We start from the raw sequence: 21980 nt of genomic DNA on the forward strand, positions 1-21980 counted from the left end.
GCGCGGGCGTCTCGCCCGCCCGTCCCTCAAGCGCTCAGACTCAGCGGAGCGCTGTTCAGCCAGCTGAGCTTGCCCAGGGCATCCTCGGCGATCTTCACCTGATCGGGGTGGGGATTGTAGCGCTTCTCGAAGTCGACCCGCTGTTCCCACTGGCCCAGCATGTCCCTGGGCTGGTCGGGATTGGCCTTTTCGCCGGTCAGGGCGCCGATGGTTTCGTCGAAGCGTGGGTCCAACTCGCTGGGGAATCCCACCATCTTGAACTCGTCCCAGCTCAGGGTGCCGTCCAGGTAAAGCTCGTGGGTCAGATCGGCGAAATTCCGGGGCGAAATATTACGCAGATCGTAACGCGGCGTGGCATCGCTTTGGGCGGGGGGCGGCAATGCCGCCATGGGCGTGGTCTGGTTTTCAATCAGCCCGTCCTGGGGGGAGGTCGCGCCTGTCATGCGCGGCTCTTGCCGGGTCCGCTCGGTGATGGAGCGCTCCCAGGGATCGGAGAACAGGCGGGACAGGGCGGAGCTGATGAGAGTCATGGTGGTCAGGCCTGGGATTTCCGAAGCGCTGGGGGTTTCCGATGCGCGGGCAGCGCGGCGAGGGCGCCGGGCAGATGCGCCTTGATCTCCGGCAGATCGGCCAGGGACCAAAGCTGCTCGGCGGACAAGGTTCCCTCGGCGAACAGCTCGCTCAACAGGGCGGCGACCTCGGCATTGTCGGGATAGGCGGGAATCGGCAATCCCTTGCCCATGACCGAGCCAGCGGGCTCGGCGGCCGAGTAGGGGGCGCCGTTCAAAAGGGTGGTCATCCAGTCGGGAGCGAAGTCGAAGGTCATTCTCTCACTCCAATCCATACTAAAACAATACGTCCGCTTATGGCTTTGCAAGGGCCATGCCGAGATTGATTGTAATGAATTCAATGAGGTGGCCTCAGGCCAGCCAGGCAAAAACTGTGCGAGGGGGAAGAATTTGCCCAGCAAGGGCGGCAACATCGACCGGTCTGGTTCCTGGCGCGGGCCTGTGTATAATGAGGCTCGTTTTCCACTGGAGGAATGCATGCAACGGTGTCGTGGACTGGTCCTGGCGGGAGCAATCGCCGGTTTGACCTCTATCGCCACCATGGCCGTCGCCATGCCGGCCGAGTTGGCATCCCACCGGGCCACCTACAAGATGGGACTGGCCTCGTCGCGTTCGGGCAGCGGCATGGCCAACGCGACCGGGTCATGGACCTATCAATTCGCCGATTCCTGCGACGGCTGGGTCACCGAATTCCGCCTTGCCATCACCTATTCCTATTCCGAGGGCGGCCAAGTGGAGACGTCCACCGATTTCCTGGGATGGGAATCCAAGGATGGACTGGTCTACCATTTTCGCGTTCGCCAATCCCGCGACGGCCAGATCACCGAGGAGGTGGAGGGCACCGCCAAGCTGAACGGGCCCGGACAAGGCGGCGTCGCCCGTTACACGCGGCCCGCAACCCATTCCATCAAACTGCCGAAAGGCACCTTGTTTCCCACCACCCACACCATTCGCCTGATCGACACCGCCACCAAGGGCGGGCGTTTGTTGGTGCGGCCGCTGTTCGACGGCCAGGGCGACGAAGGCCCGTTCGATACCAGCGCCCAGATCGGGCGCGCGGTGGCCAGCCAACCGGCGGCCTTGACCAGCCCGCTGTTGAATTCCAAGGTCTGGCCCATGCGCATGGCATTCTTCCCCAATGGCAGCACTGAATCCCTGCCGGAATTCGAGATGTCCTTGACCTACCACCCCAACGGGGTGGCCGAGGATATCGAGCAGATCTTCAAGACCTTCTCCTTGCGCGGCAAGTTGGAGACCATCGAGATGCTGCCTGCGGGAAAATGCTGAACCATCATCGCGTGCCTCCTTACCAGGAAGCGTAGAGTCGGAAGGGGCCTTTGCATTGTCTTCACCCGCGAACCCGGATGCCGCCCGCGAAATCGAGCGGCTACAGGAGGTTGTGGACCAATTCCGCGACAAGTCGGAATCACGGCCGGATACGCTGTATCCCGCCCATGCCGACGCGTTGCTGCGGCTGGGAAGCCTGCTTGGGGAAAGCGGTGATGTGGCCGCCGCGCTTGGCGCGGTCACCGAAGGCGTCCATATCTTGCGGGTGCTGAGTGAGGTAGAGCCGGACAATTTCTCCATTCAACTGGCTTCCGCGCTCAACGCCCTATCCAATCGTCAGAGCGATGCCGGGGCCGCCGAGGAAAGTGCCGCCACCGCCGCCGAAGCGGTGGCTCTGTCGCGCGCGGCCATGGAGAGCAAGCCGGATCAGGCGCGGTTCGTCCTGGTCTCCAGCCTGATCAATCTGGCGGGCAAGTATATGCGCGACGGCGATGCCGAATCCTGCCTGAACCAATTGGCCGAGGCGGCCGAGGTGTTCAAGGGCGGCGGCGAGGCCGGTATTCCGTTTCTCGGCCCAATGGTCGAAGCGCTGCATCGCGCCGCCATGGCCTTTGCCGAGGTTGGCCTGTGGGGCGAGGCGGTGGATACCCGCCGGTTGATGATCGGCTTGTTTCCCGACGGCCCGCCAGCGGCCATGGTGCAATTGCTGAGCCTGACCTTGCAGCAGGCCTCGCTGGCCATGGCGGGCGAGGGCCGCGTCGATGTGGCGCTGCAATGCGCCGATGAATCCGTGGAATTGGCGCGCTTGCTGTTCGACAAGGATTCCGACGAATACAAGCTGGTTCTTGCCCAGGCCTTGGGCAACCAGGGGGGGCGCCGCCATCAGGCGGGCAATACCCAGGCGGCGCTGGAGGTGGTGCTGGAATCGGTCAATCTGTTCCATCAGGTGGTGCATGCCGACCCGTCGGCGGCGGTGCCGTCCTTGATCCTGACCTTGGGGACCATGTCGTCCATCCTGACGGAATTGGGCATGAAGGATCAGGCCGCCGTCGTCGATGAACAGAAGGCCAATCTGCAAAAGACCATGGAATTGCTGGTGGACGGTAAGGGTTAGACTGTATCGACATCCAGGGAATTCGGCTGATTTCTGGCCGGAACATCTGTCCGGCAGAAATTTTAGGCACAGATGAACACAGATAAGCACAGATGAATTGAGGTATTTCCTTATCTGTGTCCCGCGCAGCGGGTATCTGTGTGCATCTGTGGCCCATGTCCCTTCTATCGGTTTGAATGTCGATTGGCCCTAGGGCTATTCCTTGGGAGCCAGCGCGGCGGGAATGTGGCCGCGCCGCAGATAGGCGGTCATTTCAGCCGCCGACATGGGGTGGGCGAACAAGAAGCCCTGGACCTGATCGCAATCATATTTGGCGAGTCGGGCCAATTGGTCGCCGGTTTCGATGCCGGGCGCGATGACCGCAAGATGCAGACCGCGGGCGACAGCCACGATGGCGGTGATGATTTCACCGTCCTCGCTATCGGCGGGCGAGCCACGCACGAAGCTTTGGTCGATCTTCAGCGAATTGGTCGGCAGTCGGCGCAGGAAGGCGAAAGACGAATAGCCCGAACCGAAGTCGTCGATGGCGATGCTGACGCCCAGGGCATTGATCCGGGCGAACAGGGCGCTGGCATCGTGTCCCTTGTCGGTCACACAGCTTTCCGGGATCTCCAATTGGAGCATGCCCGCTGGAAGTTGGGCGCGTTCCAGGGCGGCGGCGATGGTCTCTTCCAAGTCGGGGGCGTGCAATTGCCGAGCCGACAGATTGACACTGATCTTAAGCGGTCCGATTCCCAGATCGGCCCATTCGCGCCCCTGACGGCATGCGACCTCAAGCGCGCTTTGTCCAATGGGAATGATCAAGCCGGTCTCTTCCGCCAGGGGAAGGAACTGGTTGGGCATGACCAGGCCGATTTCGGGATGCTGCCACCGCAACAGCGCCTCGACGGCGACCACCCGGCCGGTCCCGGCATCGAAGATGGGCTGATAATGGAGCATGAACTCCTGGCGCTCCAGGGCGTGCCGAAGCGCGTTTTCCAGGGCCAGACGCTCGAATGCCTGGGCGTTGATGGCTTCGGAATGGAACCGGCAGGCGTTGCGGCCCTGATGCTTGGCCCGATACATGGCGGCATCCGCCAGCTTGACCAGGGATTGGGTGTCGCCTGCGTCGGTCGGATACAGCGCCACGCCGATGGATGAGCTGATCCGCCCTTCCTTGCCCTGGAGATCGAACGGGGTCGACAGGGCGCCGAGGATTTTATGGGCGACCACGGCGCCGTCATGCGCCTCGGCGACGTCTTCGAGGATGACGGTGAATTCGTCCCCGGCCAGACGGGCGACGGTATCGCCCTGGCGCACGCAGGCGGTCAGGCGCTCGGCCACCTGCTGCAGCAAGATGTCGCCCGCCAAATGCCCGAGCGTGTCGTTGATCTGCTTGAAGTAGTCCAGATCGATGAACAAGAGCGCGACGATGGTTTGGGCGCGATTGGCGCGGGTCAGGGCGCGCGACAGGCGTTCCTGGAACAAGGTGCGGTTGGGAAGCCGGGTCAGCGGGTCGTGGTTGGCCTGATAATTCAGGCGTTCCTCGTCTTGCTTGCGCGACGTGATATCCGAGAACACCGCCACGTAATTGGTGACCTCGTTACGCTCATCGCGGACAAGGCCGATATTCAGCCACTCGGCGAACATTTCGCCGGTCTTGCGGCGGTTCCAGATTTCGCCCTGCCATTTCCCCGTCTCGGCCAGGGTGCTGACCATGTGATCGTAGAAATCGGCGGAATGGCGGCCAGACGACAGGATTCGCGGCGTCTTGCCCATGACATCCTCGGGCAGATAGCCGGTCAATTCCGTGAAGGCGGGGTTGACGTGAATGATGCGGCGCTTGGCGTCGGTGACGAACAGGCCTTCGCCGGTATTCTCGAACACCGTGGCGGCCAGGCGCATATGGTCTTCAAGGCGTTTGCGCTCTGTCACGTCCTCGACCACGGCCACGGTGTAGCGGACTTCGGAACTTGCCGAATCGCGCACGGCGGTCACGGTCAAGCGCGCCCAGACGATCCTTCCGTCCTTGGCCACATAGCGCTTGGTGACGTCATAGCTCTCGATCTTGCCGTTCATCATCTCGGCGCGCAGATGGGCGTGGTGTTCCACATCGTCCGGATGGGTGATCTTGCGGTATTCCAAGCCCTGCAACTCGGCGTCGGAATAGCCGATCATGTCGCAGAAAGCCGGATTGCAATGGACATAGGTTCCATCGGGATTGGACAGAACCACGCCGGTGCCGGCATTGTCGAACAGGGCGCGGAAGCGGGCTTCGCTGGATCGCAACTCGGCGTCGGCCTGGGAGCGGCCGATGGAATAGCGGATGGCGCGGCGGACCAATTCGCCGTCGCCTTGGCCCTTGACCAGATAGTCCTGGGCACCCTGGCGCAGGGCTTCCAGGGCCAGGGCCTCGTCGGCGGTTCCCGTCAGCACCACCACCGGAACCGAGGAGGCGGCGCGCAAGCTGGCCAGGGTCTCCATTCCGAAGGAATCGGGCAAGGACAGGTCGAGGAGGACCACGTCGATGGCGTGTTGGGAGAGAATGCCGAGCCCTTCGCTCAGGCGGGCCGCCTTGGTGACCTTGAACGGATGGGCGGGGTCTTCGCGGAGATAAAGCTCCACCAAGCGCGCATCGCCGGGATTGTCCTCGATGACGAGAACTGAAAGTGCCGACGTGTTGGGCGCTTGATCGCTCATTCGGTCTTCTGTCAGCGGGGCGGCAGGGTCACCACCGAGCACCAATATTCCTCGATGGATCGAACGACCGAGATGAAGCGGTCAAGGTCCACGGGCTTGGTGATGTAGCAATTGGCGTGCAGGTCGTAGCTGCGCATGATGTCCTGTTCCGCCTGGGAGGTGGTCAGGACGACGACGGGAATTCGGCGTAATTCCTCTTCCGCCTTCATTTCGGCCAGGACTTGGCGGCCGTCCTTGCGCGGCAGGTTGAGGTCCAGCAGCACCAGATTGGGGCGCGGCGACCCGGCGTATTGGCCCTCACGGCGCAAATAGGCCATGGCCTCGACGCCATCGACAACCACCTTGAGGCGGCTGGTCATACGGCCTTCCTTGAGGGCTTCCTGGGCGAGTCGCGCGTCGCCGGGATTGTCCTCGACAAGAAGAATATCAAAAATCTCAGGTGCGTTGCGCAGGCTCAAATCCAGCCCCCCTTGTCGGCCATCATCGGGTGGTCCAACGACTATACTGGTGGCGAGCCCGGTTGAAAACCAGCTTGCGCGCAAAATGTGACGAATCTTGAACAACAGAGTCAGGTTGAAATTTTGCCGATGCGATCCCACCTCGCAGTGATTCGGAAATCGCGGACAGAGGAGGCATCATGGCAAGACTTTCACTACTGGGGGCAGCTAGCCTTGGCTTGATTTGCGGAGGCGCCGTCGCGGCCGAATTGGTCATTCCCATCAACGCCATCGATGCTTCCGGAATCGGTGCTTCCATCGGAACCCTGACGGTCAAGGATTCGAAGGCGGGCGCGGTGGTGACACCGAAATTGGTCGGTCTATCCTCTGGGCCGCATGGCTTCCATGTCCACGAAAATCCCAGCTGCGCCCCCAAGGACCAAGACGGCAAGCCGGTGGCGGGGCTGGCGGCGGGCGGCCACTTCGATCCCGACAAGAGCGGCAAGCACGAAGGCCCGTGGGGTCGCGGGCACAAGGGCGACATGCCTGCCCTGGCCGTTAACGGCGACGGAACGGCGAGCGATGCGGTAACGGTGCCGAATCTCAAGGTGGCCGACCTCAAGGGGCGATCCGTCATCATCCATGCGGGCGCCGACAATTACGCCGATCAGCCCAAGCCCTTGGGCGGCGGCGGTCCCCGGGTCGCCTGCGGGGTCGTTCCCTAGACCGGTTTTTAAGCCAGAACAGGTCGTTAAATGATTTCCTCGCCCTCGTGACAGTAGACCCGTAGGGCGGGGATGTCGGCGATGGCCACGGCATGGCCATCCACCGCCACGCCCCGTTCCCTCAGATGGGCGAAGGCGCGTGACAGCGTTTCGGGACGCACCCCGACGCGGGCGGCGATGACGCTCTTGCTGTGGGGCAACCGAACGATGGTCGATCCCTCTCGCTTGGCGGTGAGGCCCAGCAGATAGAGCGCCAGGCGTTGCGCCGCCGATTTCAGCTTCAGATCCTTGACCTCGCGGACCAGCATGCTGAAATGCTTGGCCATGGAGGCGAGCATCAGGAAGGCGATATCCGGGCTTTCGCGCACATCGCGGCGGAAACGATCGCCGGGCAGCGACAGGATACGCGCGGTCTGCAACGCCACCGCGCTCATCAGGAACGGCTTTTCCGTCAAGACGGCGGCGGCGATGAACATCTCGCCGGCTTTCAGGATCTCCACCATTGTTTCGCCGCCATCGGTGACGGTTCCGGTCAATCCGACCTGTCCGTCGAGAACCACCCGTAGCGCCGTGGGAATGTCGCCCTGGTGAAAGATGATCTCGTTGCGCTGGTATTTGGTGACGCTCGCTTCCGCCGTCATGTCGGCCAGGATGGCCGGAGGCAGGTCGCAAAACAACGGCAAGCGTCCGATTGCGGCCAAGTCCTCGGCCTTTAGGCCATGGACGGAATAGGCGGCTCCCGACGCGGCTCGGTTCGATTTGCTGGTGTCCATCGGGCCAGGTTCCCCATCAACCTATGACAGCCTGCCAGCCTGATGAACTCACCGAGGCAAAGACATGACGCCGGTCAAATCACCCAGCTTTTTAATCAGGTTAAGGTAATGGCGCTCGGCCGATGTCTTGGCTCTTGTCGAAAGCGGGCGTCCCGCCCGCCTGCGGGGCACATCAAACGTCGAGTGGCAGACGTCACCACAGCCAGGCGGCGCCGCGAACACCCGACGAATCGCCATGGACCGGCGGCCGCAATTGTGTCGCCACGCCATCCGAGAAGACCCACTGGCCCCAAAGCTCCGGCACCCCGTGGTACAGCCGTTCCATCTTGGACAGGCCGCCGCCCAGAACGATGACATGGGGGTCGAGGATATTGATCACCGAGGCCAGGGCGCGGGCAAGGCGCTCCTCGAAGCGGGCGATCGCCGCCTGGGCCGATGGGGCGGTGGAGGCCGCGACGGCCTCGGCGCTCAGGCCCTCGCCGTGATCGCGGGCCAGACCTGGGCCCGACAGGAACGTCTCGATGCAACCGCTTCGCCCGCAATAGCAAGGCGGTCCCGGTCGCTCGGCATCGGTGGGCCAGGGCAGGGGGTTGTGTCCCCATTCGCCGGCAATGGCGTTGGGACCGGCCGCCAGCCTTCCGCCGAGCACGATGCCGCCGCCAACCCCCGTGCCCAGGATGACGCCGAACACCGAATCCATTCCGGCTCCGGCGCCGTCGGTGGCTTCGGACAGGGCGAAGCAGTCGGCGTCGTTGGCCAGCCGAACCGGTCGCCCAAGTGCCTTTTCCAGGTCGCGGTCCAGCGGACGGTCGATCAGCCAGGTGGAATTGGCGTTCTTCACAAGTCCGGTCCTGGGGCTAATGGTGCCGGGGATGCCGACCCCGATACTGCCGGTCCGGCCCAAGCCGGATTCCAGGCCGGAGACCAAGGCGGCGATGGCGCGGATGGTTCCGTCGTAATCGTCGCGGGCCGAGGCGACCCGGCGACGATCGAGAATGCGTCCGTCCGCATCCAGGGCGATGGCCTCGATCTTGGTGCCGCCAAGATCGACGCCGATTCGCATGGATGGATCAGAGGCCGCTGGGGAGTTCGACATGGAAGGCGGAGCCCTTGCCGGGCACGGATTCGACCCAGATGCGGCCGTTATGCTGGTCGATCACCTTCTTGCAGATGGCCAGTCCGATGCCGGTGCCTTCGAATTTGTCGGGGGTATGCAGGCGCTTGAACACCCCGAAGATGGTGCCGTGGTAAATGCCCTCGATGCCGATTCCGTTATCCCGGATGGTAATTACATGGGACATGGGGCCGGATTCCGCGCTGATCGAGACGATGGGGTTGCGTTCCGGCAGGCGGTATTTCAAGGCATTGCCGATCAAATTCTGGAACAGGCGGACAAGGTCCGAGGCGTTGCCCTTCAAGGTGGGAAGCGAGGATTGCAGATCGACGCGCCCGTTGGCCTCGGTGATGGCATGGCGGAGCACGGCCAGGGCCTCCGCCATGATGTCGGTCAGCGCCACCGGCTCCATGGGCTTGTCCCCCCTGCCGATGCGCGAGAATTCCAGCAGGTCGACGATAAGCCGGTCCATGCGCACGGCGCCGTCATGGGCGAAGGCGATGAACTCGCGGGCATCGGCGTCCAGTTTGTCGGCGTAGCGCCTTGCCAGCAACGAGACGTAGCTGGAGACCTGGCGCAGCGGCTGGCGCAGGTCGTGGGAGGCCACATAGGCGAATTGCTCGAGTTCGGCGTTGGATTGCGCGAGATCGCGGCGAACCGATTCCTCTTCCAACACCGCGCTGACCCAGCGCCCCAGCAGTCTGACGAATTCGCGGTCGCCGTCGTCGAAATTTCTGTCGATCGGTCTTGGCGACGAAAAACTGACGGTGCCATAGACCTTTCCCCGGACCCGGATCGGGACGCCGATATAAGTCTCCAGCCCATGGGTGCGGTAGCAGGGGTGATCGGCGAAAGGGGATTGCGCCATATGCGAGATGGCGATGACGTCGTCGTGGTCGATGGCCAGGGCGCAATAGGTGTTGGGCAGGTCGAAGATGGTGCCGTCGGGTGTGGCACCTTCCTCCATGGCGGCGGAGTGGTGCTCGACGGTGAATCGCGTCCCCTCGACCCGGCTGATCATGCCCATGAACAGGCCGAGATGACGCCGCGCGAGGCCCAGGGCATCGGTCAGGCGCATGCCGACGTAAGGCGTCGGCAAGGCGGCGATTTCACTTAAGGCCCGGAGGTTTTCGTATTGTCGGCGCAGCAGTTCGGATCTCTCCGCCAGCGCCATTTCCATGCGCTTGCGCTCGGTGATGTCCTCGTGGACGAGAACAACCTCGGGCACCGAGGTTTCGTCGCCGTGAATGGGATAGACATAGCCGTGCAGCCAGCGCTCGCCGCCGCCATTCTCGGAATCCACATGAACGGCTGGAATTTCCAGACTTTGTCCCGCCAGCCCGTCGGGCAGCAATTCGCTCAATCCGCTGCCCACGGGGGAGTCGCCCCACAGCTTGACCCAGGCGCGATTGGACATGCGGGGCTTTGAATTGCTATCGACGATTCGCATGGCCAGTGGGCTCTGCTCGAAAATAGCGCGAAAGCGGGTCTCTGATTCGCGCAGGGCGATTTCGGCATGCTTGCGATCAGAGATGTCGGTGGCGGTGGTCAGGCAGCGCCAGCCGCCGCCATCCTCGTTGCCAAGATGCACGCTTTCCAGGATCACGGGCAAGGGGGGGCGGTGATCGGAGATCAGCGACACTTCCGTGGTTGCCCGGACGCCGGTTCGCACGGCCCGGAAATGGTCGTCGAGGAGGTGGCGTTCGCCCTTGTCGACGAACAACAGGAAGGGCTTGCTCGATATCCGGCTCTTGGTGCGGCCCAACAGGCTCATGGCGGCGATATTGGCGTCAACGACGGTAAAGTTCTCGTCGATGATAAAATAGCCGACCGGGGAATATTCAAACAGAGTGCGGTAGCGATCGCTGATTTTCGCGATACTGTCGTGCGCCTGACGCAGTTCCTCGTTCTGGGTTCTCAGTTCTTCCTGATGCACCTGAAGGCTGTGCAGAGTCTCCGTCATCAGCCGTCGGGAATCGTCCGGACCGCTGTCGAGCCTGCGGCGAAGCGCCTCGACCTCGCGCGTCAGCACCAAAACATCGGCCTCCAGTTGGGCTTTGGTTTTCGTGTGCGGGCTCCCTGGCTTCATCTGCAATGCCGGTCCTTAATATCCCTCATTTGAAAATGAAATGAGAAAAGCGGTTTAAAATAATTGGCCTCTAAATCTTACTGATTATAAGATGTGGTTCAAGTGTGGTGTGACGATTCGACTTTTTTTGCCCAGGGGGGCATCTGCGGAGGGGGCATGGCACGTAAGCCAGTGGTGCGAAGCGCGGAAACCAAGACGAAGCGGGCAATTTCCAAACCGGATGAAACCGACCACTCGCAGTCCAAGGCCAAGGGACGGCGCAGCAATCTTCATGTGGTGGGAATCGGCGCCTCGGCCGGCGGCCTCGAGGCTCTGCGGCCTTTCGTGGCCAATCTGCCCACCGAGGCCAACATGGCCTATGTCATCGTCCAGCATCTCTCGCCCGCCTATCGCTCCATGATGGTGCAATTGCTGTCGCGCGAGACCAAGCTGCCGGTGGAGGAGATCAAGGACGGCACCGTCCTGGCCGCCAACACCATCTATATCACGCCGCCCAACAAGGACGTGCGGGTCAAGAATTCCACCTTGTGGCTGCGCGAGCCCTCGGCGCCGCTGGGGCCGAAGCCTTCGGTGGACGTGTTCTTCGCCTCGCTTGCCGAGGATCGGGGCCAGCACGCCATCGGCGTCATCTTGTCGGGAACCGGCAGCGACGGGGCGCACGGCATGCGCGCCATCAAGGCCAGCGGCGGCCTGACCGTCGCCCAGGAACCGGAAACCGCCAAGTATGACGGCATGCCCAAGGCCGCCATCGATTCCGGCTGCGTCGATCAGACCTTGCCGCCCGACGCCATCGGCCCCGAACTGGCCTCCATCTCGCGGTTTCCGCGGCCGGTGGTGCCGCAGAAATCGGAAGAGCCCAAGACCCAGGACACCATCAACGAAATCTTTCTGCTGGTGCGCAAGCGCACGGATGTGGATTTCACCCAATACAAGCTCAACACGGTTCGCCGTCGTTTGGAGCGCCGCATGGCGGCCAACCGCATCGAAACCCTTGGCGCCTATCTGGAATTCGTCGAGCGGCAGCCCGCCGAATTGGACTTGCTGTGCAAGGATATCCTGATCTCGGTCACGTCGTTCTTCCGCGATGGCAAGGCGTTCGAGGACGTGAAGGTGATCTTGCGCGATCTGCTGGCCACCAAGCGGCCGGGCGATTCCATCCGCATTTGGGTTCCCGCCTGCGCCACCGGCGAGGAAGCCTATTCCTTCGCCATGATGCTGACCGATCTGTTGGGCGATTCGGCCCGGTCTTATAAGATCCAAGTCTTTGCCACCGATATCGACCTGGACGCCATGCGCCATGCCCGCAAGGGGACGTATTCGGCCAGCACGGTTGATGGCTTGGATAAGGCCTTCGTGTCGAAATACTTCGACGCCATGGGGCAGAATTATCAGATCAAGAAGCCGATTCGCGAGATGGTGGTGTTCGCCCGTCAGGATCTCATCAAGGATCCGCCCTTCGTCAAGGTGGACGTTATCTCGTGTCGCAATGTGCTGATCTACTTCAATTCCGATCTCCAGGACCGGGTGTTCCAGGTCTTCCACTACGCGCTGAACCCGGATAGCCATCTGTTCCTGGGCAAGTCGGAATCGGTCGGCCGCTGCTCGGATCTGTTCCGCGCCATCAAGACCACGTCGAAAATCTTCCAAAAGCGCATGGTGGGGCCGCGCTCCAGCAATCCGGTGTTCGGGGCGTTCCGGCTCAAGTCCACCGAGCCGACCGAGACCTTGCTGCCAACCGGCGGCGCCTCCATCGAGGCGGTGGTGCGCGACGGCTTCGTCGAGTCCTGCATGCCCCCCAGCGTTGCGGTCAACGAGAACCTGGATATTCTCTATTATCACGGCGACGTGGACGGTTTTGTCCGTTTCCCCCAGGGCCGTCCCAACCAGAATCTGGGCAAGCTGATCGCCGACGAGTTCCGCATCGATCTTCGTGGCCTGGTCCATCGCGCCCGCGAATCCGCCGGGGTTACCTACGGCACCAAGCGACAGCTGAAGACTCGCGATGGCGATATCCTGTCGCGTCTGGTGGTGCGGCCGTTGCGCCCCGATGCTGGGCGCGACGGCATGTTCCTGGTGAGCTGCGAAAAGATCGAACCCAGCATCGAAGGCGGGCCGATCGAGGCCTCGCTCAGTCCCGCCAACGAAATCCGCCTCTCCGAGCTGGAACAGGAACTGACGGCCACCCGCGAGCATCTTCAGACGGTGGTCGAGGAGTTGGAGACCTCCAACGAGGAGCTTCAGGCCCTCAACGAGGAAATGCAGGCCGCCAACGAGGAACTGCAATCCTCCAACGAGGAGTTGGAAACCTCCAACGAGGAATTGCAATCCACCAACGAGGAACTGACCACCGTCAACGAGGAACTCCAGGTTCGCACCACGGAACTCGCGGCGGCCAATGCCGATCTCCAGAACATTCAGGATAACGTGGGCTTTCCCATGCTGGTGGTGGACAGGGCCTTGCGCATCACCCGGTTCACCCCCCAGGCGGCGCGGTTGTTCGGATTGCTGCCGTCCGATGCCGGGCAACTGATCACGGCGGTACCCAGCCAGTTCCACATTCGCGATCTCCGCAATTTGCTGGTCAATGTGGTGACCGATGGCACCTCGCATGAAGAAATCATCGAGGCGGAGGGCCGCATCTACCGCATGGGGGCCGTTCCCTATCGCGATCTCAGGGAGCAGACCGCAGGCGCCATTCTTACCTTCATCGACGAGACCGAGCTGCGGACCACCCAGAAGAGCCTCGAATCCAGTCTGGAAAGCATCAACAATACCCAAATTGAACTCCGCGAGGCCAAGGATCTGGCCGAAAGCGCCAATCGCGCCAAGTCGGAATTCCTCGCCAATATGAGCCACGAGTTGCGGACGCCGCTGAACGCGGTGCTCGGCTTCGCCCAGATCATGGCCGACGAGATGTGGGGCGATCTCGGCAATGAGCGCTACAAGGAATATATCGGCATCATTGTCGATAGCGGACAGCACTTGCTGTCACTGATCAGCCAGGTGCTGGACATGTCGGTGATCGAGGCGGGGCGCGCCAATCTGCGCGAGAATAATGTCAATATCACCGACGTCATCGCCAGTTCGGTCCGCTTGCTGTCCTCCCAGGCCGAGACCGGCGGCATTGCCCTAACCTCGTCGGTACCGGCCGATTTGCCGATGCTGTTCGGCGACCTGACCGCCATCCAGCGCGTGATGCTCAATCTGCTGGGCAATGCCTTGAAGTTCACCCGGCCGGGAGGGGCCGTGACCCTGACCGCCACCCATGACCAAAGCGGTGTCACCATCTGCGTTCGCGACAACGGTATCGGCATCAAGGCGGCCGATCTGGCCCGCGTATTGATGCCGTTCGAGCAGGGGGGGCAAAAGACGCTGATCAAGGAGCGCGAAGGCGTCGGCCTCGGCCTGCCCATCTCGAAATCGCTGATGGAGCTTCATGGCGGCACCCTGTCCATCGACAGTCTTGAGGGCAAGGGCACCACGGCCTGCGTCCATTTCCCATCCTCGCGCGTCGTCAGCGTCTGATCCCGGCGTATTTCAAATCCTCCCCTTTACACAGGGGGAGGCTTTTTGCATGGAAAATATTTGTCGTAAACCAAACAATTATTTAAAATCATAAGAAAATTGTGCGAAGGGCGACAAATAATGATGCGAAGTCGTCAAAATGAATATGGGAAATAGTATTTCGTATCTTGCCGATTGTGTTGTGGTGTAGCGTTCTTCGTGCGGCATTTCGATCATGATTTGCCGATTGTGGGCAGTCTCCCAAATATTGGTTTGACGCTCCATGGAGAATGAAATGAGCAAAGCCGAAATCCTTCTCAGTCGTCTCCTCTCGGCCAGCAAAGGCGTAAACTCGTCCGAGCGTCAGGCCGAGGCGCGGGTGCGAACCAATGACTTTTTCGATCTGGACCGCAAGGAGATGAAGGCGGTCGGCTTGATGGCCGGTGTCGACGAAATTCAGTCCACCGTACAGGGCTTGCTGGATGCCGCGACCAAGGATGGTCATGCCACCCTGATCGAGGTCTACGAGGCATCGCTTTCCGTGTTCGCAAAATGGACCACGGCCCAGGACGCGGCCTAGATCAATCGGTCCAACATGATGAAAGGGTCGGCTTTGCCGACCCTTTCTTTTTGGCCGCGTCCAACCCGACAACCGTTGAATCTTGCCGCCCAAGCGCAAATATGCAAAGACTTACCGAATTATCGGAGACCCGACCGTGACCCGTGCAAGTCTTGACTATCCCTTCGCCACGCCGCCCGAATCCAGCCGAGTTCTCGAGGTTGCCCCTGGCATCCGCTGGATTCGCATGCCGCTGCCCTTCGCCTTGGATCATATCAATCTATGGGCATTGGATGATGGCGACGACGGTGTCGCCTTGGTGGATTCCGGGCTTGGCAATGACGAGACCAAGGCGTTGTGGGAGGAGCTTCTGGCGGGGCCTTTGGCGGGACGGCGCCCGACCCGGCTGATCGCCACCCATTTTCATCCCGACCATATGGGGCTGTCCGGTTGGCTGTGCCAAAGGCTGGGCATCGAGTTGACAGCCTCGCAGCGCGAATGGCTGTTCGGCCGCATGCTGTGGCTGGAGGACAGCGAGGAATTCACCGCCAATCAGGTGTCCTATTACCGCCGTATCGGCTTTGATGCCGAGCAGTTGGAAGGGGTTCGGGCGCGTGGCAACACCTATCGCGCCCGCATCGACGTCATTCCGGTTCGCGTGGTGGGCATTCGCCATGGCGACGACATCGTGATCGGCGGCCGCTCGTGGCGGATGATCGAAGGCGGCGGCCATTCTCCCGAGCATGCCTGCCTGTACTGCGCCGAGGCCAATGTGCTGATCTCGGGCGATCAGATCCTGCCGCGCATCAGCCCTATCGTCGGCGTCTGGCCGCAGCAGCCGGAGGCCGAGCCGCTGTCCCTGTTCCTGGATGCCTTGGATCGACTGCGCGAACTGCCCGCCGATACCCTGGTCCTGCCGTCGCACGGATTGCCGTTCCGTGGCCTCCACACGCGGGTCGACGAATTGAAGGCGCATCATGGGGAACGTCTGGACAAGACTCTAAGCGCCTGTGCCGAGCCGGTGACCGCCGGTCAGGTGCTGCGCGTCCTGTTCAAACGGGAGCTGGACGCCCACCAGATGGGCTTCGCCACCGGTGAGACCTTGGCCCATTTGCATCATCTGATGCGTCACGGCCAAGTCCTGCGCGAGGAAGGCAGGGACGGAGTCTGGCGCTATCGCCGGGCCTGACCGGGTCTATTTCGGTTCATCGTCCCCAACCCTATGCCCGGCATGGTTGACATTCCTCGGCCCCCTCATACATACTGATGGGGAGCAGAGTCATTCTAAACAGATGCCTTCCGGGCCGCGCATCTCGCATGTGGTCTGGGGGGCCTTTGTCGTATCTAGGAGCCTCTGACTGACGAGAGGATTCCACATGGATCGGCCGTCGGATTTTGGCCAGGGTTCCGCCGCAAAGGCGCTGGAAGTACTGCTGGTCGATGGCGACATGGCGGTGCTCGACCGCGTCAGGGCGCTGATTCTTCAAAGTTGTGGCGGCAATGCCAGGGTGGACCTGGCGAGGACCGCCGACGAAGCCCTGGCCAAACTGGCCGGGGGGCGCGTCGATATCTGCTTTGCCGATTTTGTGCTGGCCAAGGAATCGGGATTTCAATTGGCCGCGTCGAGGGATGGCGTGCTGCCGCACACAGCCTTCGTGCTGCTGGCGGACGCGGCCCGCAAGGAGTGGGTCTATTCCGCCCTTCGCCATGGCGCCCAGGATTGTGTCGTCAAGGACAAGCTCGATACCTACGAGATTCTCAAGACCATCGCCTTTTCCCTGTTTCATAAGAGTCGCGAGTTGGAACTTACCACGGCGGCCCTGCGTGATCCGCTGACCGGATTGGGCAATCGGGCGTTGTTCAACGAGCAGGCCCAGGTCTTGATCGAACAGGCACGGCGGAATAATGAACAACTGGCCGTGCTGTTCATGGATATCGACGGATTGAAACCGATCAACGACGCTCTGGGCCACGCCGCAGGCGACGAGTTGCTAAAGCAGGTGTCGGATCGGATCAGGTCGGCGACCCGCAAAAGCGATGTGGTCGCTCGCATGGGCGGCGATGAGTTTGCCGCCATCTTGCCGCGCATCCAGTCGCCGGAAACGGTGGCGCAGGTGACGGAAGGGTTGATGGAGGCGGTTGATCGGGTGCCCTATACCATCGGGTCGCATAGCGTTCGGGTGGGGTTGAGTTGCGGTTCCGCCGTCTTTCCAGACGAGGCGGATTCCATCATGAAGCTGCTGGCCGTTTCCGATGCGCGCATGTATGCCGCCAAGGCGCGCAAGCGGGTGCCAAGGGCGAAGGCCCCGAACAAGGTGCCGCAGACCATGAAGTGGCTGCCGAACGGCCAGTCCTAGAAATATTTGGGCGGCCTAGAAATATTTAGGCGGCGCAGGCCCCTTCGGGGGCGCAATACAGGCCGTAAAGCGTGTTGATCACCGCGCTGGCCTCGGCACCGGCCAGGGAATAGAAAATGGTCTGGGCCTGCCTGCGGGTCTGGACCAGATTGTCGCGCCGCAGGCGCGCCAGATGCTGGGATAGGGCCGATTGGCTGAGGCCGATGATCCGCTCCAACTCCCCCACCGACTTCTCGCCGTGCAACAGCTGACAGAGAATCATCAGGCGATGTTCGTTGCTCATGGCCTTGAGCAGGGCGCTGGCTCGGCGGGCGCTATCCTGAAGCTTCTCAAGTTCCATGACCAAGGATCCTCCAATTCAGCAGGGCACATATATAATAACACTGATTCAATATATTTCAATCTTATCACACCGCTCTGATGGTGTTTATGGGGCCGGCGCTCCGCATAACACTAAAAACGGTGTTGAATTTGACATTTGCCAAGCGGCCATCCCGGGCGACTCCATGAAGGACTCGCCCGGATCGACGGTTCAGGCCAGGGCGACCTTTCGCTTTTCCCCAAGCGCTTCCAGGGCCTTGCCGACGATTCCCGACGCGTTCAGGCCGATCTTCTCGTACTGGATGTTCGGGGTGTCGTGTTCGACGTAATAGTCGGGCAGGGCGATGGGACGAACCCGCAGGCCGCCATCCAGCGCGCCCTTGGACGCCAGGAAGTGCAGCACATGGCTGCCGAAACCGCCCACCGAACCTTCCTCCACCGTCAACAGCACGTCGTGCTCGCGGGCCAGGCGCAGGATCATATCCTCGTCCAGCGGCTTCATGAAGCGGGCATCGGCCACGGTCGGGTTCACGCCGTGATTGGCCAGTTCGTCGGCGGCCTTCAGGCATTCCGACAGGCGGGTTCCCAGCGACAGGATGGCGACGCGACTGCCTTCGCGGATGATGCGGCCCTTGCCGATGGGCATGACGGTGCCGCGTTCGGGCAGTTCCACGCCCACGCCCTCGCCGCGCGGATAGCGGAAGGCGGAGGGACGGTCGTCGATGGTCACGGCGGTGGCCACCGCATGCATCAGTTCCGCCTCGTCGGACGGGCACATGATGACGATCTCGGGCAGGCAGCCGAGGAAGGCCATGTCATAGGCACCGGCATGGGTGGCGCCGTCGGCACCCACCAGACCAGCGCGGTCGATGGCGAAGCGCACCGGCAGCCGTTGCAGGCTGACGTCGTGCTGCACCTGATCATAGGCGCGTTGCAGGAACGAGGAATAGATGGCGCAGAACGGCTTGAAGCCCTCGCAGGCCAGACCGGCGGAGAAGGTCACCGCGTGCTGTTCGGCGATGCCCACGTCGAAGCAGCGCGCGGGGAAGCGGTCGCCGAACTTGTCCAGGCCGGTTCCGGCCGGCATGGCGGCGGTGATGGCGACGATGCGGTCGTCATGCTCGGCCTCGGCCAGCAATGCCTTGGAGAACACCGAGGTATAGCTGGGCGCATTGGCCTTGGGCTTGTCCAACTGGCCGGTCAGGACGTCGAACTTGCCGACGCCGTGATACTTGTCGGCGGCGGCCTCGGCCGGCGGATAGCCACGGCCCTTCTTGGTCACCACATGGATCAGGACTGGCTTGGTGTCCTCGGAATCGCGGACGTTCTTCAAGACCGGCAGCAAATGCTCGAAATTGTGGCCGTCGATGGGACCGACGTAATAGAACCCCATTTCCTCGAACAAGGTACCGCCGCCCGATACCATGCCACGGGCGTATTCCTCGACGCGGCCGACGGCGCGTTCCAGCGGCGGCGGCAGCAGATGGGCGAGATCCTTGGCGAGGTGGCGGATGGAGTGATAGGAGGGCGACGACAGCAGGCGCGACAGATAGGCGCTCATGGCGCCCACCGGCGGGGCGATGGACATGTCGTTGTCATTGAGGATGACCACGAGGCGCGATCCCAGCGCCCCTGCGTTGTTCATGGCCTCATAGGCTTGACCGGCGCTCATGGCGCCGTCGCCGATGACGGCAATGACGTTGAAGTTGTCGCCCTTCAGGTCGCGCCCCGCCGCCATGCCCAGGCTGGCGGAAATGGAGGTGGAGCTGTGGCCCGCGCCAAAAGGATCGTATTCGCTTTCCGAACGCCTTGTGAATCCGGACAGCCCCGCGCCCTGGCGCATGGTCGTCATGCGGTCCTTGCGGCCGGTCAGGATCTTGTGGGGATAAGCCTGATGACCCACGTCCCAGATCAGCTTGTCACGCGGGGTGTCGAAGACATGGTGCAGCGCCACGGTCAACTCGGCCACGCCAAGACCGGCGCCGAGATGGCCGCCGGTGAACGATACGGACTGGATCATGGCCTGACGCACTTCGTGGGTCAGTTGCTCCAGCTCTTCAATGGAAAAGCCGCGGATATCCGCCGGAGTGGTAACGCGGTCCAGCAGGCTGGCCTTGGGCTTTGACGGGGAACGGGTCATGGAATCTGATGCCTTACGAACGGCGTTGGACGACATAGCGGGCGACGTCCCGCATCAAGTCCGCCTTGTCGCCAAAGGGGTCGAGGTGTCGGCAGGCCTGTTCGGCCAGCATGTCGGCCTGGGCGCGGGCGCGTTCCAGACCCAGCAGGGAAACGAAGGTGGCCTTGCCGGCGTCGGCGTCCTTTTGGACCGCCTTGCCCACCTCGGCCGCGTCGCCTTCAACATCCAAGATGTCGTCGGCGATCTGGAAGGCCAGGCCCAGGTCATGGGCGTAATTGCGAAGCGCGAGGCGCAGCTCGCCGTGGGCCTTGCCCATGACGGCGCCCGCCTCGCAGGAGAACGAGAACAGACGGCCGGTCTTCAACTGCTGCAACCGGGTGATGCCGGCCACGTCCAGGTCCAGGGTGTGGGCCTGCAGATCGATCATCTGGCCGCCGACCATGCCCTGGCCGCCCGATGCGTGGGCCAGATCGGCCACCAGCTCGCAGCGCACCAGCGGATCGGCATGGGTGGCCGGATTGGCCAGCACCTCGAACGCCTTGGTCAGCAGGGCGTCGCCCGCCAGCAGGGCGGTGGCCTCGTCGAACTTCTTGTGGCAGGTGGGACGGCCGCGACGCAGGTCGTCATCGTCCATGCAGGGCAGGTCGTCGTGAACCAGCGAATAGCAATGGACCATCTCGATGGCGCAGGCGACACGGAGCGCGGCGGCTTCGGCCACGTTGAACAGGCTGGCCGACTGCATCACCAGGAAGGGACGCAACCGCTTGCCGCCGTCCAGGCTGGAATAGCGCATGGCTTCGTGAACGCGGGCATCGGGGCTGTCGGACACCGGTAGCAGGCGGTCAAGCTCGGCATTGACCTGTTGGCTGGTAACGGTCAGAGCGTCGGAAAGGCGAGGAGTCAGCGGAGAATCAGTCAAGGATTTTACTCGATTGTGGATCACGTGATTTCTTCTGCGGCGGCGACCGCCACCGTTCCTTCAGGCCCCAACACGATGCGATCCACCCTGGCCCGCGCTTCCTCCAGCTTGGCGGCGCAGTGAATTTTCAACTGCGCGCCGCGCTCGTAGGCGGTGATGGCGTCGTCGAGCTTTCCGCGTCCTTCCTCCAGTTGGCGCACGATGCGATCCAACTCGGTCAAGGCGTCCTCGAAGCTCAAGGCGACGATATCAGGCGGCAGCTCTGCCATCAGGGTCCCGGTCACATTGTCGGAATCCGACGAAGCGCGGAAGTTTACGGTTGCGTTGCGACAATGGCAAGCGCGCATCCACACTTTCGTCGAGGAGAATGCTACATCCCCATCAGGGCGCGGACATGTTCGCGAACGCTGGCGGCCAAGGCCCGCAGGTCGTAGCCGCCTTCCAGCACCGACACCACTCGGTTGTCGGCGAAGTCCTCGGCGACCTTCAGCAGTTGATGGGTGATCCAGCTGAAATCGGCGGTGGTCAGGCGGAGATGGGCCAAGGGATCGGCGGCATGGGCGTCGAAACCGGCCGAGATGATCAGGAAATCCGGCTTATACTCGCGCAGGCGCGGGATCAGGATATCGGCGAAGGCGGTCCGATAGTCGGAGGAATTGGTTCCGGCGGGCAGCGGCACGTTGACCATGATGCCCTTGCCGCCGGTCTCCTCGGTGAAGCCGGTATTGGGATAGGCGTGTTCCTGATGGGTGGAGGCATACAGCATGCCTTCCTCGTCCCACAGGATATGCTGGGTGCCGTTGCCGTGGTGGACATCGAAATCGACGATGGCGACCCGCTGATAGCCGTGGACGTCGCGGGCGTGCAGGGCGCCGACGGCGGCGTTGTTGAAGAAGCAGAATCCCATGGCGCCGTCGCGCTCGGCATGGTGGCCCGGCGGCCGCACGGCGCAAAAGCAGTTGCGGGCCTGCTTCTTGGCCACCGCGTCCACCGCCGCCACCACCGCTCCGGCGGCGCGCAGCGCGGCTTCGCCGGAATAGCGGGACAAGATGGTATCGGGGTCGAGATGGTGATGGGAATCGCTGTGCGGCACCGATTCCAGCACATGGTCGATATGACTGAGCGGGTGGGCCCGCATCAATTGCTCCATGGTGACATGCGGCGCTTCCTCGCGCAGCAGCATGGAGAAATCCTCGCTCTCCAAGGCGGCGAGCGCGGCCTTGATGCGGTCTGCGCACTCCGGGTGGTAGTCCCCGGTATCGTGCTGCAGGCATACGGGATGGGTGAACAGCAGAGTTGTCATTGAGGCTTCGGACGTCCCGGTACGTTATAATTTTGTTTATTGTCATTGAAGGCTGGCGCAATTTCCATCCTTGATTTCGCAAGAGGCTAT

At 62.3% G+C, this 21980-nt stretch carries 19 protein-coding genes; 7 read left to right on the forward strand and 12 right to left on the reverse strand.

Annotated features, from left to right (window positions below; translation table 11 throughout):
- Nucleotides 1-26 precede the first annotated feature (26 nt).
- Both CU669_RS12420 and CU669_RS12425 read right to left on the reverse strand, forming a co-directional pair.
- Entirely contained in the window at nucleotides 27-530 is a 504-nt protein-coding gene (locus CU669_RS12420) for a hypothetical protein (RefSeq protein WP_112145156.1), read from the reverse strand.
- 5 nt (nucleotides 531-535) lie between these two features.
- Nucleotides 536-826 carry a hypothetical protein gene (locus CU669_RS12425; protein WP_192884614.1) on the reverse strand — a complete coding sequence of 97 codons (291 nt, stop codon included), beginning with the start codon at nucleotides 824-826 and terminating at the stop codon, nucleotides 536-538.
- A 220-nt stretch (nucleotides 827-1046) separates the two neighbouring features.
- On the opposite strand from CU669_RS12425, the gene CU669_RS12430 reads away from it, so the two are divergent.
- Both CU669_RS12430 and CU669_RS12435 read left to right on the forward strand, forming a co-directional pair.
- On the forward strand, nucleotides 1047-1856 hold the full coding sequence (locus tag CU669_RS12430) for a cell envelope integrity EipB family protein (RefSeq protein WP_112145158.1): 810 nt from the start codon (nucleotides 1047-1049) through the stop codon (nucleotides 1854-1856).
- 55 nt (nucleotides 1857-1911) lie between these two features.
- Nucleotides 1912-2970, forward strand: coding sequence for a hypothetical protein (locus CU669_RS12435; protein WP_146747734.1), 1059 nt, complete (start codon nucleotides 1912-1914; stop codon nucleotides 2968-2970).
- Between the two features lie 195 nt (nucleotides 2971-3165).
- On the opposite strand, the gene CU669_RS12440 is transcribed toward CU669_RS12435, so the two are convergent.
- Complete coding sequence (locus CU669_RS12440; protein WP_112145162.1) at nucleotides 3166-5649, reverse strand: EAL domain-containing protein; 2484 nt, start codon at nucleotides 5647-5649, stop codon at nucleotides 3166-3168.
- A gap of 11 nt (nucleotides 5650-5660) precedes the next feature.
- Nucleotides 5661-6107: a response regulator gene (locus CU669_RS12445; protein WP_112145164.1), complete on the reverse strand. Its 447-nt coding sequence runs from the start codon at nucleotides 6105-6107 to the stop codon at nucleotides 5661-5663.
- Between the two features lie 179 nt (nucleotides 6108-6286).
- Between CU669_RS12445 and sodC the strand changes: the two genes are divergently transcribed.
- Nucleotides 6287-6811 (forward strand): superoxide dismutase family protein, encoded by a 525-nt coding sequence (sodC, locus tag CU669_RS12450; protein ID WP_112145166.1) that lies wholly within the window; start codon nucleotides 6287-6289, stop codon nucleotides 6809-6811.
- Between the two features lie 26 nt (nucleotides 6812-6837).
- Here sodC and CU669_RS12455 read toward each other — a convergent pair whose 3' ends face one another.
- From CU669_RS12455 to CU669_RS12465, 3 genes are all read right to left on the reverse strand, one after another.
- Nucleotides 6838-7584: a cyclic nucleotide-binding domain-containing protein gene (locus CU669_RS12455; RefSeq protein ID WP_112145168.1), complete on the reverse strand. Its 747-nt coding sequence runs from the start codon at nucleotides 7582-7584 to the stop codon at nucleotides 6838-6840.
- 193 nt (nucleotides 7585-7777) lie between these two features.
- The gene (locus CU669_RS12460; protein WP_112145170.1) at nucleotides 7778-8647 is read right to left on the reverse strand and encodes an ROK family protein; all 870 of its coding nucleotides are present in this window, start codon (nucleotides 8645-8647) and stop codon (nucleotides 7778-7780) included.
- Nucleotides 8648-8654: 7 nt separating this feature from the next.
- Nucleotides 8655-10787 (reverse strand): PAS domain-containing sensor histidine kinase, encoded by a 2133-nt coding sequence (locus CU669_RS12465; RefSeq protein WP_112145172.1) that lies wholly within the window; start codon nucleotides 10785-10787, stop codon nucleotides 8655-8657.
- A gap of 156 nt (nucleotides 10788-10943) precedes the next feature.
- Between CU669_RS12465 and CU669_RS12470 the strand changes: the two genes are divergently transcribed.
- The 4 genes from CU669_RS12470 (at nucleotide 10944) to CU669_RS12485 (ending at nucleotide 17207) form a co-directional block, all read left to right on the forward strand.
- Nucleotides 10944-14312 (forward strand): chemotaxis protein CheB, encoded by a 3369-nt coding sequence (locus tag CU669_RS12470; RefSeq protein ID WP_112145174.1) that lies wholly within the window; start codon nucleotides 10944-10946, stop codon nucleotides 14310-14312.
- Nucleotides 14313-14586: 274 nt separating this feature from the next.
- Complete coding sequence (locus CU669_RS12475) at nucleotides 14587-14871, forward strand: hypothetical protein (protein WP_146747735.1); 285 nt, start codon at nucleotides 14587-14589, stop codon at nucleotides 14869-14871.
- A 136-nt stretch (nucleotides 14872-15007) separates the two neighbouring features.
- Complete coding sequence (locus tag CU669_RS12480; protein ID WP_112145178.1) at nucleotides 15008-16039, forward strand: MBL fold metallo-hydrolase; 1032 nt, start codon at nucleotides 15008-15010, stop codon at nucleotides 16037-16039.
- 187 nt (nucleotides 16040-16226) lie between these two features.
- A complete protein-coding gene (locus tag CU669_RS12485; RefSeq protein WP_112145180.1) occupies nucleotides 16227-17207 on the forward strand; it encodes a GGDEF domain-containing response regulator in 981 nt (326 codons plus the stop codon).
- A gap of 25 nt (nucleotides 17208-17232) precedes the next feature.
- On the opposite strand, the gene CU669_RS12490 is transcribed toward CU669_RS12485, so the two are convergent.
- The 5 genes from CU669_RS12490 to CU669_RS12510 all read right to left on the reverse strand — a co-directional run bounded on the left by CU669_RS12490 (nucleotide 17233) and on the right by CU669_RS12510 (nucleotide 21890).
- Entirely contained in the window at nucleotides 17233-17547 is a 315-nt protein-coding gene (locus CU669_RS12490; RefSeq protein ID WP_112145182.1) for an ArsR/SmtB family transcription factor, read from the reverse strand.
- A gap of 192 nt (nucleotides 17548-17739) precedes the next feature.
- The gene (gene dxs / locus CU669_RS12495; protein ID WP_112145184.1) at nucleotides 17740-19668 is read right to left on the reverse strand and encodes a 1-deoxy-D-xylulose-5-phosphate synthase; all 1929 of its coding nucleotides are present in this window, start codon (nucleotides 19666-19668) and stop codon (nucleotides 17740-17742) included.
- A 13-nt stretch (nucleotides 19669-19681) separates the two neighbouring features.
- Nucleotides 19682-20587: a polyprenyl synthetase family protein gene (locus tag CU669_RS12500; RefSeq protein WP_112145186.1), complete on the reverse strand. Its 906-nt coding sequence runs from the start codon at nucleotides 20585-20587 to the stop codon at nucleotides 19682-19684.
- Nucleotides 20588-20607: 20 nt separating this feature from the next.
- On the reverse strand, nucleotides 20608-20856 hold the full coding sequence (locus tag CU669_RS12505) for an exodeoxyribonuclease VII small subunit (RefSeq protein WP_112145362.1): 249 nt from the start codon (nucleotides 20854-20856) through the stop codon (nucleotides 20608-20610).
- Nucleotides 20857-20957: 101 nt separating this feature from the next.
- Nucleotides 20958-21890 carry a histone deacetylase family protein gene (locus tag CU669_RS12510; RefSeq protein ID WP_112145188.1) on the reverse strand — a complete coding sequence of 311 codons (933 nt, stop codon included), beginning with the start codon at nucleotides 21888-21890 and terminating at the stop codon, nucleotides 20958-20960.
- Nucleotides 21891-21980: the final 90 nt, after the last annotated feature.

The organism is Paramagnetospirillum kuznetsovii, from assembly GCF_003284725.1.
Lineage (GTDB): Bacteria > Pseudomonadota > Alphaproteobacteria > Rhodospirillales > Magnetospirillaceae > Phaeospirillum > Phaeospirillum kuznetsovii.

Excerpts from the sequence above, each read along its gene's own strand:
- CU669_RS12420 (WP_112145156.1), bottom strand. The coding sequence starts at position 530 with ATGACTCTCATCAGCTCCGCCCTGTCCCGCCTGTTCTCCGATCCCTGG.
- CU669_RS12425 (WP_192884614.1), bottom strand. The coding sequence starts at position 826 with ATGACCTTCGACTTCGCTCCCGACTGGATGACCACCCTTTTGAACGGC.
- CU669_RS12430 (WP_112145158.1), top strand. The coding sequence starts at position 1,047 with ATGCAACGGTGTCGTGGACTGGTCCTGGCGGGAGCAATCGCCGGTTTG.
- CU669_RS12440 (WP_112145162.1), bottom strand. The coding sequence starts at position 5,649 with ATGAGCGATCAAGCGCCCAACACGTCGGCACTTTCAGTTCTCGTCATC.
- sodC (WP_112145166.1), top strand. The coding sequence starts at position 6,287 with ATGGCAAGACTTTCACTACTGGGGGCAGCTAGCCTTGGCTTGATTTGC.
- CU669_RS12455 (WP_112145168.1), bottom strand. The coding sequence starts at position 7,584 with ATGGACACCAGCAAATCGAACCGAGCCGCGTCGGGAGCCGCCTATTCC.
- CU669_RS12460 (WP_112145170.1), bottom strand. The coding sequence starts at position 8,647 with ATGCGAATCGGCGTCGATCTTGGCGGCACCAAGATCGAGGCCATCGCC.
- CU669_RS12465 (WP_112145172.1), bottom strand. The coding sequence starts at position 10,787 with ATGAAGCCAGGGAGCCCGCACACGAAAACCAAAGCCCAACTGGAGGCC.
- CU669_RS12470 (WP_112145174.1), top strand. The coding sequence starts at position 10,944 with ATGGCACGTAAGCCAGTGGTGCGAAGCGCGGAAACCAAGACGAAGCGG.
- CU669_RS12475 (WP_146747735.1), top strand. The coding sequence starts at position 14,587 with ATGAGCAAAGCCGAAATCCTTCTCAGTCGTCTCCTCTCGGCCAGCAAA.
- CU669_RS12485 (WP_112145180.1), top strand. The coding sequence starts at position 16,227 with ATGGATCGGCCGTCGGATTTTGGCCAGGGTTCCGCCGCAAAGGCGCTG.
- CU669_RS12490 (WP_112145182.1), bottom strand. The coding sequence starts at position 17,547 with ATGGAACTTGAGAAGCTTCAGGATAGCGCCCGCCGAGCCAGCGCCCTG.
- dxs (WP_112145184.1), bottom strand. The coding sequence starts at position 19,668 with ATGACCCGTTCCCCGTCAAAGCCCAAGGCCAGCCTGCTGGACCGCGTT.
- CU669_RS12505 (WP_112145362.1), bottom strand. The coding sequence starts at position 20,856 with ATGGCAGAGCTGCCGCCTGATATCGTCGCCTTGAGCTTCGAGGACGCC.
- CU669_RS12510 (WP_112145188.1), bottom strand. The coding sequence starts at position 21,890 with ATGACAACTCTGCTGTTCACCCATCCCGTATGCCTGCAGCACGATACC.